Below are 11607 nucleotides of genomic sequence, written 5' to 3' on the forward strand. Positions count from 1 at the left end.
GATTGCAGGGAGTACCAAATGAATAAACCCATCCACAACATTCTGCGGGGGACGACGGCCGCAGCCGTTTGCCTTACGGCAACCTTCGCGGGGGCATCGTCCCACCGTGAAGCGCCGGCCATCACGCAGACGCCGAAAATCGACGGAACAGATTTCTATATGTTCCGCAGCTATGAACCCGGTCGCGACGACTACGTGACCCTGATCGCCAACTATCAGCCGATCCAGGCCCCCTATGGCGGTCCGAACTACTTCACGATGGACGAAGACGCCATCTACGAGATCCACATCGACAACAACGGCGATGCGATCGAGGACCTGACGTTCCAGTTCCAGTTCGACAACAACCTGAAGAACGACACCGGCATCCAGCTGAACGTCGCAGGTGAAAGCGTAGCGATCCCGCTGCGTCAGGCTGGTCAGATCACTGCTGGTTCGCCGTCTGCCGCGCTGAACGAGTCTGAATCCTATACCGTCACCATGATCACGGGCGACCGTCGCACAGGCGCGCGCGCATCACTGACGACCTCTTCCGGTTCTGCAACGTTCATCAAACCGGTGGACTACATCGGCACGAAAACACTGCCGGATTACGACGCATATGCGAGCCGGTATATCTACAACAACGTGGATATCCCGAACTGCAGCGTCGACGGTCGTGTCTTCGCCGGTCAGCGGGCCGAAGCCTTTGCGGTGAACCTTGGCCAGATCTTTGACCTCGTGAACGTCTCGGGCGGACCGATCCAAGGCCCGGCCAACCCGATGTGGCCCCAGTATGGCAGCGGTCCCGGACCTGTCGTGCAGGATCGCGACAACGACGAACTGATTGGCACCTCCAACGTGACCAGCCTCGCGCTGGAGATCCCGATTGCCTGCCTGACACAGGGCAGCGATCCGGTCATCGGTGCCTGGACGACCTCCAGCCTGCCGCAGGCCGAACTGGAAGATCCGTCGCCCACTTATGAGCAGGCATCGCTCTACGGTGGTGCATGGGTCCAGCAGTCGCGGCTTTCCGCGCCGCTGGTCAACGAAGTGGTCATCGGTCTGCCGGATAAGAACCTGTTCAACGCGGCTGAACCGCGTCAGGACAGCGCACTTGCTGTCTACGTCACAAATCCGACGCTTCCGGTGCTGATCGAAACGCTGTTCCCCAGCGCGCCGGCTCCCAGCAACTACCCCCGTACCGACCTTGTCGCGGCTTTCCTGACCGGGTTCCCGGGCCTGAACCAGCCCGCGAATTTCGACGCGAAGAACGCGTCTGAAATGATGCGCCTGAACACGGCTATCGCCCCGACCCCGGCGGGTTCGCAGAGCACATTCGGCGTTGCCGGCGGTGATACAGCGGGCTTCCCCAATGGGCGTCGCCCGGGTGACGATGTCGTCGACATTGCCGTGCGGGTCGTGATGGGTCGTCTCTGCTACGATCTGCCGATCGGTTCCGGCGGTGCGGGTGTCAACCTCGGCTACTGCAGCCCTTCGGATGCTCCTGCGGGCAACGTGCCGTTCACCGATGGCGCACCCCTCAATGCGTCTGACGTGCAGTCCGTGTTCCCCTATCTGAACACACCGATCCCCGGCGCAACCTGAACCTGAACCGAAAGGAGAACCAATATGGTTAAAAAACTTTCTATCCTTACGGTTTGTCTCGGCGTACTGGCGGCCTGTAGCGGCAACAGCACCCTGTCTGACGGGTTGGCCCTTCTGGGTGAGGACTTCGCCCGCGCCTTCGCGCAGGACCGGAACGATGAGCCGATCTCTCTGGCGAACGTCACGCTTCGGCTTGCGCCCGAGCGGGAACCGTTCAATCCCTGATCCCCGCTTCGCCTCAGGGCGCTGCAGGACAGAAAAACAAGACGCGGCCCTTTCGGGGGCCGCGTTTCTCGTTTCAGGGTTCGTCTACCTCGATACCGGGCACGTCCGGGAAATCGACCGGCGCGATGTCACCGAAACGTCGGGAGATGACGGAAACAATCGGCACGTCCTGCAGGGACCGGCGCAACAGGCGCGCGTGAAGAGTGGTCTGGGTATCGTCGACCTCGGCACTGATCACGGCGTCATACGTGTCGGACGTGTAGCCGGCACCTGCAAGCGCAATGATGCCCATCCCCTGTAGGTCTTCCTTCGTCAAAAAGCCCTTTTCGTCCCGCAGTTGGATCGCTAGTCTGGCAGTCGTGAGATTACCCAGAACGGCAGCCAGCACCACGGGCCCCGCCGTGTTGACGTTGATCCCCCCCTGCGTCTTCAGAAACGTCACATGGGGTGCCAGTGCGGCGCGAACATCGGGCGCCAGTACCTCTACATCCGAAAGTCTGTTCTGCGGTCCTTCTCGCAGGAACCAGGTGATGATGTCAGCCGCGGCCCCTTCCGGTAGTTCGAGCACCGCGATGAGCCGTTGAAGGATCATCTGCTGGGTGACACCACCGTCGGAGAGAGAATTCAGATCGAAACGGGCCCGGGCATCCGAAAGCGCCACCGAAAAGCGACCCGTAGCAAGCTCGACCTCTTCCTGCGCAGCGGCATACCACGCTTCGGCATAGTGATCGGCCTCGGGTGCGACGATCATGTCCCGGCGCAATGCGACCTTCACTGAATCTTCGGCCCCCCGGGCCAATGCCTCCGCCCGGGCGGCATTCGCGGATTTGCGCACCCTGTCTACTTGCCGCTCTTGCGAGGTGAACATCAGCACCACCACCGCCGCACCAAGCGCCAGCGTCACAAGCACGTTGATCAGGATGATACCGGCGTCGGGGCGTTTCATCGCGGCACAATCCCCGGCAGATCGACAAGCCGCGCAACGCTCTCGCTTCCGTCCAGTTCCAGCATGAGTTCTACTGCTGTGGCGACCGGGGCCGCGCCCTCGGACGGCCAGAGCGCGAACCATTGGCGATCAACCGATAGCACGCGGAAAGACAAGCCCGCGACGCCTTCCAGCAATATCTGTCGCAGCGGCGGATTGTCCTCTCCCTCGTTCGAGGTTTCCCGAACTAGCGTGCTGCCGTCCAGCAGGTACCCGCGCCCCCCACTTTCCGCTTCGATCTCCAGACGTTCCTCCGACAGCGTGACCGAAAGTGGATCGGCCTGTGCGAAATCCCGGCTGAAGACCGTCAAAGCACGATCAACCGCGGCAAGATGTTCCAACCGGCCGTCTGTCCGGTCGCGCACCTGCAGGACCGCGTCGAGCATGGTGAAACCGGCAAGCCCCACAAGCGAGAACAGCGCGAGGGCCACCAGCATCTCCACCAGCGTGATCCCCGCGGCACCGTCGCGCGCGGCTTTGGTCATACCGCGGACGCACCGATCAGCGTTGTCGCCCCTTCGACGACGCTGAGCACGGCGAGGCCCCTCTCGCATTCGCCATCGGGCCGGAAGCGATATGGCCCCAGAACTCCGTCGAACCCCGCGTCGCGCAAAAGTCCCTTGCGGTCCTGCCGGCCCAGACGCCCCAGGATCCGCGCCATTTCAACTGCATCGAACGTCAGGCCGGCAACGATGCCGGCTTCGGCCTCGACCGTTTCTTCCAGTGCGATTGCAAAGGCTTCGAAACGCACCGGGTCGGGGGCAGCAAACCATCCACCGATAAGCGGCGGAATGCGAAACGGGGCAATCGAACTCCATTGTTCGGAGCCAAGAAGCTGAACGCCCGCCTGCTTGAGGGCTGCGGCCTGTGCCTCGAACGGGCCGCCAACCACCGGCAGATAGACGGCATCGGGCAGTTTGCCGCCATTCAACTCGCGCAGTCGCGATACCAGCCCACTGGCATCCCCGGCCACCAAGGGAGCCGGCATGGTCACGCCGAACTGGCCCGCGACCTGTCGCGCGGCTGCGGCGGACAATGTCCCGAAAGCCCCCGGCGGCACCACTGTCGTAATGTTGCGTTTGCCCCGCGTCGCCGCGAACCCGATGACCGCACGGGCCGACTGCTGGGGGGTGACGCCGAAGACGAAAAGGTTCTCCCCCGCGATTGAACTGTCGTTGGACAGGGTCACGACGGGAACGCCCCGGCCCACCGTGGCGGCGACGGCCTTGCTTTGCCCCGAAAACAGTGGCCCGAGGATCATCTGCGCACCGGCGGCCTTCGCCTGCCGCGCGGCGGCGACGGCACTGGCAGAGCTATCGCCCGCATCCAGAACCATCACCTCCGCCGATTGGTCGATCGGGATGCCGCCCAGACTTGCAGTAGCCGCCATGATCTGGCCTATTGAAGCACGCGGTCCCGACAGGGGCGCCAGAAGCGCGGCCTTGCCCACGGTTCCCACCGGGGGAAGATCATTGTCGCCGCCAAGGGACAGACCGTCCGCGCAGCCCGCCAGACCGAGGGAAACCGATGTTCCAGCAACGCACCGCAGAAGGCCCCGCCGCGACAGTCCCGGGCCGCCGTTTTCCCCGCGTTCGGAGCACGCTGCGCGTGATCTGGATCTCGCTGGTCGTGACATCGGTTTTCGCCCTCGTATTCGTTGTTTCGTTGCTCGTTACACTGCCGACTTCGGCGCTCCGGGAGTTTGCCACAGTCCCTGCGCAAGTCACAGGGCTATATGGCCGGATATGGGACGGTCAGGCCTCGCTCGACGGCGGTTATACGCTCGACTGGGCGATCCGGCCCGGGCAGTTGTTTACCGGTCGGGCGGTCTTCGACGCCACGCTCGCCGGGCCGGATACCCGGCTGCAGGGCACGCTCTTCGCGACCCCGTGGGAAATCGGCGCAAGCAATGTCACCGGCCGGGCCGGACCCGGGCTGCTTGACCTGCTGCCCGGCCTTGCCCTGCGCGACTGCACATCGCGGGCGGTCGCCGATATCTCCGGCCTGTCCATATCGCGCGGCGCGGCGGCGGCTGCGGGGGTCGTTTCTGTCGATGCCGGGGTCTGCAAGGATGCGCTGCAGCGCGATGCACCGATCCCGGCGATGAGGCTGGAACTCAGCACGCAGGGCAACGACGCCCAGGCGCAACTGCGCGACCGCGACAGCGAACTGGCCCGCCTGACGGTGACCGGCGATAGGCGGGCCATCCTCAGGCTGGAACCCGAAGGCGCCGTGCTGATCCCCGGGCTGCCGACCTCCGGACCCGTCATCGTCGAATATCCGTTCTAGTTCACCAGATTGTTCAGGTTCACGATGGGCAACAGGATCGACAGAACCAGCAGCATCACGATCCCGCCCATCAGCAGCAGCACCGCCGGTTCGACCAGGGCTACCAGCGCGGCCACCAGCGCGTTCAGATCCCGCGCCTGATCGTCCGCGGCGCGCGTCAATGTCTGCCCCAGCACGCCACCTGCCTCGCCGCTCGCGACCATCGCGACCAGCATGGGCGGAAAGACCTTGGCATCGTCGAGCGCGCGCGACAGCGCCGTGCCTTCGCGTACCCGGGCCGTGGCCTCTTCGACGCGGGCGCGCAGGTAAAGGTTGGGCACGGTCTGCGACGCTGCAGCCAGCGCATCGACCAGCGGCACGCGGCTGACCGTCAGCGTTGCCAGCGTCCCCGCGAACTGGACCGCGTTTGCCTTCAGCACGAACCCGCGGGTCAGCCGAAACCGCGCCAGAAACCGGTGCCAGCCCAACCGGATCGCGGGCTGGCGCAACAAGAGCACCGAAGCGAAGATCGCCCCCGCCAGTGCGAGCAGCACCGCCACCCCCCATTCCGTGACAAAGCTGCTGATCCGGATGAGCGAGCGGGTCAAAAAAGGCAGCTCTGCCCCCCGTGATGTAAAGACGCGTACGATATCGGGCACCACGAAGGTCAGCAACGCCACGATCACCGCAAGCGATACGACCGCCAGTATCGCGGGATAGAGCAGTGCAAGCTGGACAGTCTGGCGGTTCTTGTCCCGCGTCTCGACGAAGCCCGAAAGATGTTCCATCACCTGCCCCAGTTGGCCGGAGGCCTCCCCCGCCGCAACAGAGGCGCGGTAATAGTCGCCGAAGGTGGCGGGATAATCCCCCAGCGCATTGGCAAAGCTGCGGCCGTCCAGAATGGCCGCCCGCAGGTTCAGAAGAAGCGAGGAGACCGCCGTATTTCCGCTTTGGTCGGCGACGGTCTTCAACGCCTGTTCGATGCCGATACCGCTGCCCACGAGCGTGGCGAGTTGCCGGGTCAGCAGCGTCAGGGCGCGGCCCGATATCCGCCGTCGCCCGAAAGCCGCCCGCTGGGGCGCGGCGCCGCGCTTCGCGACGGTGGGTTCGACCGATATGGGCGACAGGTTGCGCCCCCGGAGCGCCGCCCGCGCGGCAGGTGCGCTCGCGGCCTCGATGATCCCCTTGGCCGTCTTTCCCCGCGCATCCAGCGCCTGATAGGCAAAGGCCGGCATCAGACGGGTATCTCCGCCGGATCCTCGTGCACGGCGCGCACGACCTCCTGCACGGTCGTCTCACCCTTGCGGATCTTGGCGATCCCGTCAGAGAGGATCCCGGGGCCACGTTCGCGCGCCGCGGCGGAAAGATCGGCTTCGGAAGCACCTTCATGCATCATCCGCTCAAGCCCGGAATCGACCTCGATCACTTCGTAGAGCGGCAGCCGCCCGCGGTAGCCACTGTCATTGCAATTGCCGCAGCCGCCGCTCTTCCGAACGACCTCTCCGGCAGGCAGCTTGTTCGACAGCAGCGCGCTTTCCGCTTCGGTCACGACATGATCCTGCAGGCAATCCGGGCAGTTGCGCCGCACCAGCCGCTGCGCGATCAGCCCGCGCAGCATCGGCGCAAGCAGGAACCTCTCCACCCCCATTTCCACCAGCCGCGCGACGGCGCCCACGGCGGTATTGGTATGCAGGGTGGAGATCAGCAAATGCCCGGTCATCGCGCTTTCGACGGCGATCTGCGCCGTTTCCCGGTCCCGGATTTCGCCCACCATGATAACGTCCGGGTCCTGCCGCAGAATGGCGCGAAGGCCCCGGGCAAACGACAGATCGGTCTTGGGGTTCACCTGCATCTGGCCGACGCCGTCCATCGTGTATTCGATCGGATCCTCGACGGTCATGATATTGCGCTGCCGGTCATTCAGCATGTCCAACCCGGCATAAAGCGTCGTCGTCTTGCCGGAGCCGGTCGGCCCCGTCACCAGCACCATGCCATCGGGCCGGGCCAGAATACGTTTGAGCGCGGCATTGTCCCGCTCCGACAGGCCGAGGTGATCTATACCGCGCAGGGTCTGCCCGCGATCGAGCAGGCGCAGCACGATCCGTTCGCCGAACTGGCTCGGGATGGACGAAATCCGCACATCCAACTCGTAGCCGCCGACCCGCAGCGAAACCCGCCCATCCTGCGGCATGCGCTTTTCCGCAATGTCGAGCTTGCCCATCACCTTGATCCGGCTGACTAGCAGGGGGGCCAACGCACGCTTCGGGCTGATCACTTCACGCAGGACACCATCGATGCGGAAGCGTACCGAAAGGCGCCGTTCCTCGGTTTCGATATGGACGTCGGAGGCACCCTCCTTGACCGCTTCCAGCAACAGCGCGTTGATCAGACGCACCACCGGCGCATCGTCGTTCTGGGCCAGCAGATCGTCCACCGAGGCAGCGGTATCGGCCAGCGCCGCCAGATCGTCGTCCGCGTCCGCCGCCACCCGCGCCGCCTCGGACGCTGAATCGCGGTAGAGCGTCCCCAGCGCGGCTTCGAAGTCCCCCGGCGGGACCTCTTCATAGGTGACTTTGCCCGCCGCGACGCGCTGCGCTTCCAGCAGGGCTTCGGGGGGAGCATCGGCGCGATAGGCGCACCGCAGGCCGCGCTCTTCATGCAGCAGGATGACGCCGTTGGCCTGCGCGAACCCATAAGCCAGACGGGGCGCGACTGTCTTCACTTCGTTCATGACACCGGCTCCAGCAACAGACGGGCGGAAACCATGCCGGGGGCGGGGCGGCGGTCGATCTCCACCGCGCGTGCGGTGACCCCCTGCGCGGTTTCCAGTTCAGCCAGCCAGAGCATCAGCCCGGCGAAAGGCACATCGTCGAGCAAGACGCGCATGCCCGCGCCTTCGGATTCGATCCGTCTGAGGGGCAGCCCGGCCGCGTCGGCGGAACCGGTGATCCGCGTGGCGATGGGTGTGTCGTTCTGCGGCGCGCTCTGCACGATATCGACGTCCGACAGCGCAGCGGTTTCGGCCACCAGCTGATAGGCCGCGATCTGCGCGCGCTGTGCATTGCGCAACTCCGTCAGCGGGACCCATGCGAACTGGTAAAGCGCGACCGCGGCAATCAGCGGTAGCACCGCCCCCAGCAGCACCTTTTCCCGCGGGGTCAGCCTATCGAACCACGCTTTCATGTGCCCCTCCGCGCGATGCGCAACTCGGCCTCGGCGCCGCCGTCACTGGCGTTTGCCGCACCGCTGCGCACGGTGAAACCCGCAGATTCCAGTACCTGTTGAATGGCCTGAAGATCATCCAACGCGCGGGTCTGGATCAGCACCACCAGCGCGCCGTCCTCCGCGCCCCATGACATTCTGCGAAACTCCAGCGGGATCTCGGATGTGGCGAGCGTGCCCGCCACTTCATCCAGCAGGGGCAGGAAATCCCCCCGGGCTTCGCGCTGCGGGCGGGGTGCCAGCCGGGCGAGCAGGGGATCGACGTCTTCCGTTACCACGACCCCGGGCAGCCGCTGTTCCGCCGCCGTCTGGGCGGCGAGCTTGGAGCGTTCGACCAGATCCCTCAGCGCCAGCGTATCATTGGCGAGAATGGCAAGCTGCGCCAGCACGGCCACCGCCGCCAGCAGCGCGGCATAGCCCGCGATCCGCAAGGCGCCGCCCTGTGCCCGCCGACCGCGAGAGAATGAGAACGCCAGATCGGCGGGATCGGCAGGCGGCGGATTGTCTGACAGATCCCGCGCCGCGTAACTTTCCGGCAACGCCATGGCGAGCGACAGGACGTCCGGTCGGCCAGCCTTGGCCCACAACAGCTCAAGAAGCGGAAGCGGCGCGGCAAAGCCCGTCCCGTCGGAGGAGCGTACCACCGCCCGCTCACCTTCGCGCCAGACGGACCACGCCACGCGCCCCGGTTCTGCGGCGGGGCGGGGAATCAGCAGGAATTCGGGCAAGACAGACGCATCTGGCGCGCTCTGTGCCAATTCGTTCAGCAGAGCGCGCTCGCATACCAGGGCAACGACCTCCCCCCCAGGACCGGCGGGCCCCGGCCCCTGCGCCACCCGGACGGAATCGATGGGGGCTGCAATCCGGTCTTCGACGGCGTAGGTCAGCAATGCCTCCCGCTGGCGCGCGCCGGACTTTGGCAGATCTACGGCATGGGCACCGACATGTTCGGATGCGATCACCTCCGGCTGGGTCCGGCGAAGGCGCGCCAGTTCCCGCGCGCGATGTTTCAGAAGCGATGCGGCAGGCGCAAGCGGCAGCCGCCCCTGCGCGGGCCCGTCGGCAGATACCGCGCCAGGCCGCCCCGGGGCGGTATCGGCTGCGATAGTGCCTTGATTAATCACGAACTATTGCCTTTTCCTCGGTCTCGTAATCGCGATACTATCCTCACACGCACGAAAGCAGAAGGAAAACAGTTTCATGCCGCCAGCGCTTTTAAAGGCCCTCCGCAACCGCTGGATGCGGCGCAGGAAGCGCGTGCCCGACGCGGGGGTGACATTGATCGAAATGATGGTGGTGCTCGTCATCATCGCGCTTGTCGCCGCGATCATCGTGCCCAACGTGATCGGCCGCCCGGATGAAGCCCGCGCCACCGTCGCGCAAACCGACATCCGCGCCATCGGCAGCGCGCTGGAGCTTTACCGCCTCGACAATCAATCCTATCCGACAACCGCCCAAGGGTTGGCGGCGCTGGCCGAACGCCCCACCGCCCCGCCCGAGCCGCGCAACTGGGTCGCGGGGGGCTATCTGCAGTCCGTACCGCTCGATCCGTGGGGCAACGCCTATCTCTATCGCTCCCCCGGGGATACGGGACCGTTCGACCTCGTTTCGCTGGGCGCTGATGGGGCCCCGGGGGGCGATGGTGTGAACGCCGATATCGTGCATGGCGCGCGGCAGGTCTCCAATTGACAACGCGGCGTGATCCATCCGCCGGCGTCACGCTGGTGGAGGTTCTCGTCGTGCTTGTGCTGATCGGAGTCATGGGGGGTGCCGTGGGCCTTGCAGTCAACAGCACCGGCCGGCAGGATACCCTGCTGCGCGAAGCCGAACTGCTTTCCGCGCGCCTGCATATCGCCGCCGATGACGTGGCGCTGGCAGGTCGGCCCATGGCCTTCATCTGGGGGCCGGATCGCTATGCCTTCCGGATGCTGACGAAAGGCGAATGGCAACTGCCCGAAACGGGCGTTCTGCAGCGCACACACGCCTTGCCCGATCCGCTGCGATTGAGCGAGGGGCAGAACCGGAACAGGGGCCAAATCGTCATCAGTGCAGACATGCGCCCGACCTCGGGCGAAGAAGCGATCCTGCGCCTGCAGGGCGATGGCGGAGAGGCCGTACAACTTGCGTTCGACGGTATTTCGGCCCGAAGGGTCCCGGCGGAATGACCCAAACCCGCGATCCCGAGGCAGGGTTCACCCTGATCGAAGCGCTCGTCGCGATGGCGGTTTTGGCCCTTGGGGCGGTCTCCCTGCTCAGCGCGACCGAAGGGCATACCGCGCGCATTTCGGACGTATCCGACCGGATGGCGGCGAAATGGGCGGCTGAATACAAGCTCACGGCATTGCGATTGGGCATGAGCGGCGCGGAAAGCGATGATATCGACATGCTTGGGCGGACCTTTACCGTAGACACCGAAACCGCTGAAACAGCGGATCCCGACCTGCGCCGCGTGACCCTGCGGGCGCGGCTGCGCCGGGATGATACCGTTTTCTTCGTGCTCGACGGATATATCGATGCGGGTGGGGCCATATGACAAACCGTGAGGATTTTCGCTTTTTCCGCTGGCTGATCCTGATCCTTGCCACGGGCTCGGTGGCGGCGGGGGCCGCTCCGCTCACATGGCATCTGGGCGGCCATCACGAGATCGAGCCGCCCCCGGTCGCGCTGCCGGTCCAGGCGACACAGGACGCCGAGCCGATCGACCTTGCCGATACCCTCGCCCTCGCACCATTCGGCTCCACCCAAGTGGCCCCCGCCGCTGAAGAAACGGCGGAGGCGATCCCGCTGGATCTTGTTCTGCTCGGCGTCATTGTGAGGGATGATCCCGCCCGGTCGCTCGCCTTGATCTCCGTTTCCGGGGAAGAGGCCAACTATCGTACCGGTGATACCGTAGCGGAAGACGTCACGCTTCTGTCCGTCGCGCAGTCCCACGTGATGCTGGACGTTAAGGGCGAAAGCCGCAAATTGGCCTTCGCGGGCGAGGAGTTCGACGAGGACACGCCCAAGGTTCTGACCGGCGCGGAACGGCTGGCCGCCCTGATGGTGACGGCCGATGGCCCCTCCATCAGTGAGCAGGTGGACGCCGCACAGAAGAGCCGCCCGACCTCTACCCGGGGGTTTATCGACATGTGGCGCGAACGCATCAGGGCCAACCCCGCCGAGGTTCTGGACACAATAGGATTGGTTCCGACCGACAACGGCTATAGGATCGCCGACGAACATGACACGGGTGTAAGCCGTGCAGGATTGCAGGCGGGCGATGTGGTGACGACGGTCAATGGTCAGGCAGTAGGTAACGTGGAACAGGATCGTGCGCTTTA

14 protein-coding genes are annotated in these 11607 nt (G+C 65.1%); 7 read left to right on the forward strand and 7 right to left on the reverse strand.

Features of this window, described 5'->3' with window-relative positions:
• The first annotated feature begins 18 nt into the window (after positions 1 to 18).
• Positions 19 to 1587 carry a DUF4331 domain-containing protein gene (locus tag A3764_RS04105; RefSeq protein WP_067921133.1) on the forward strand — a complete coding sequence of 523 codons (1569 nt, stop codon included), beginning with the start codon at positions 19 to 21 and terminating at the stop codon, positions 1585 to 1587.
• 24 nt (positions 1588 to 1611) lie between these two features.
• The gene (locus A3764_RS04110; RefSeq protein WP_067921135.1) at positions 1612 to 1812 is read left to right on the forward strand and encodes a hypothetical protein; all 201 of its coding nucleotides are present in this window, start codon (positions 1612 to 1614) and stop codon (positions 1810 to 1812) included.
• A gap of 73 nt (positions 1813 to 1885) precedes the next feature.
• Here the strand turns inward: A3764_RS04110 and A3764_RS04115 are convergent, their stop codons facing one another.
• The 3 genes from A3764_RS04115 to A3764_RS04125 are packed head-to-tail and all read right to left on the reverse strand — an operon-like array spanning position 1886 to position 4433.
• On the reverse strand, positions 1886 to 2758 hold the full coding sequence (locus A3764_RS04115; RefSeq protein WP_067921137.1) for a general secretion pathway protein GspK: 873 nt from the start codon (positions 2756 to 2758) through the stop codon (positions 1886 to 1888).
• Positions 2755 to 3282 (reverse strand): type II secretion system protein GspJ, encoded by a 528-nt coding sequence (locus A3764_RS04120; protein WP_067921139.1) that lies wholly within the window; start codon positions 3280 to 3282, stop codon positions 2755 to 2757. The genes A3764_RS04115 and A3764_RS04120 overlap by 4 nt, the downstream gene beginning before the upstream one ends.
• On the reverse strand, positions 3279 to 4433 hold the full coding sequence (locus A3764_RS04125) for a penicillin-binding protein activator (RefSeq protein ID WP_082850900.1): 1155 nt from the start codon (positions 4431 to 4433) through the stop codon (positions 3279 to 3281). Before A3764_RS04125 ends, A3764_RS04120 begins: the two co-directional genes overlap by 4 nt.
• Here A3764_RS04125 and gspN point away from each other — a divergent pair.
• The gene (gene gspN / locus A3764_RS04130) at positions 4325 to 5086 is read left to right on the forward strand and encodes a type II secretion system protein N (RefSeq protein ID WP_067921143.1); all 762 of its coding nucleotides are present in this window, start codon (positions 4325 to 4327) and stop codon (positions 5084 to 5086) included. The genes A3764_RS04125 and gspN overlap by 109 nt on opposite strands.
• On the opposite strand, the gene gspF is transcribed toward gspN, so the two are convergent.
• From gspF to gspL, 4 genes are read right to left on the reverse strand one after another with little or no spacing between them, the layout of a single operon-like run.
• A complete protein-coding gene (gene gspF, locus A3764_RS04135) occupies positions 5083 to 6300 on the reverse strand; it encodes a type II secretion system inner membrane protein GspF (protein WP_067921145.1) in 1218 nt (405 codons plus the stop codon). The genes gspN and gspF overlap by 4 nt on opposite strands.
• The gene (locus tag A3764_RS04140; RefSeq protein WP_067951230.1) at positions 6300 to 7796 is read right to left on the reverse strand and encodes a GspE/PulE family protein; all 1497 of its coding nucleotides are present in this window, start codon (positions 7794 to 7796) and stop codon (positions 6300 to 6302) included. Before A3764_RS04140 ends, gspF begins: the two co-directional genes overlap by 1 nt.
• Positions 7793 to 8248 (reverse strand): type II secretion system protein GspM, encoded by a 456-nt coding sequence (gspM, locus tag A3764_RS04145; RefSeq protein ID WP_067922078.1) that lies wholly within the window; start codon positions 8246 to 8248, stop codon positions 7793 to 7795. Before gspM ends, A3764_RS04140 begins: the two co-directional genes overlap by 4 nt.
• The gene (gene gspL / locus A3764_RS04150; protein ID WP_067922076.1) at positions 8245 to 9411 is read right to left on the reverse strand and encodes a type II secretion system protein GspL; all 1167 of its coding nucleotides are present in this window, start codon (positions 9409 to 9411) and stop codon (positions 8245 to 8247) included. Before gspL ends, gspM begins: the two co-directional genes overlap by 4 nt.
• A 76-nt stretch (positions 9412 to 9487) precedes the next feature.
• Between gspL and gspG the strand changes: the two genes are divergently transcribed.
• The 4 genes from gspG to A3764_RS04170 form a co-directional block, all read left to right on the forward strand.
• On the forward strand, positions 9488 to 9976 hold the full coding sequence (gene gspG / locus A3764_RS04155; RefSeq protein ID WP_150120695.1) for a type II secretion system major pseudopilin GspG: 489 nt from the start codon (positions 9488 to 9490) through the stop codon (positions 9974 to 9976).
• Entirely contained in the window at positions 9973 to 10452 is a 480-nt protein-coding gene (locus A3764_RS04160; protein WP_067922074.1) for a prepilin-type N-terminal cleavage/methylation domain-containing protein, read from the forward strand. Before gspG ends, A3764_RS04160 begins: the two co-directional genes overlap by 4 nt.
• Complete coding sequence (gene gspI, locus A3764_RS25065; RefSeq protein ID WP_067922071.1) at positions 10449 to 10820, forward strand: type II secretion system minor pseudopilin GspI; 372 nt, start codon at positions 10449 to 10451, stop codon at positions 10818 to 10820. Before A3764_RS04160 ends, gspI begins: the two co-directional genes overlap by 4 nt.
• On the forward strand, positions 10817 to 11607 hold a 791-nt coding region (locus A3764_RS04170; RefSeq protein WP_067951232.1), incomplete at its 3' end, for a type II secretion system protein N. The genes gspI and A3764_RS04170, both read left to right, overlap by 4 nt.

Source organism: Sulfitobacter sp. HI0129, from assembly GCF_001635395.1.
Classification (GTDB): Bacteria; Pseudomonadota; Alphaproteobacteria; order Rhodobacterales; family Rhodobacteraceae; genus Sulfitobacter.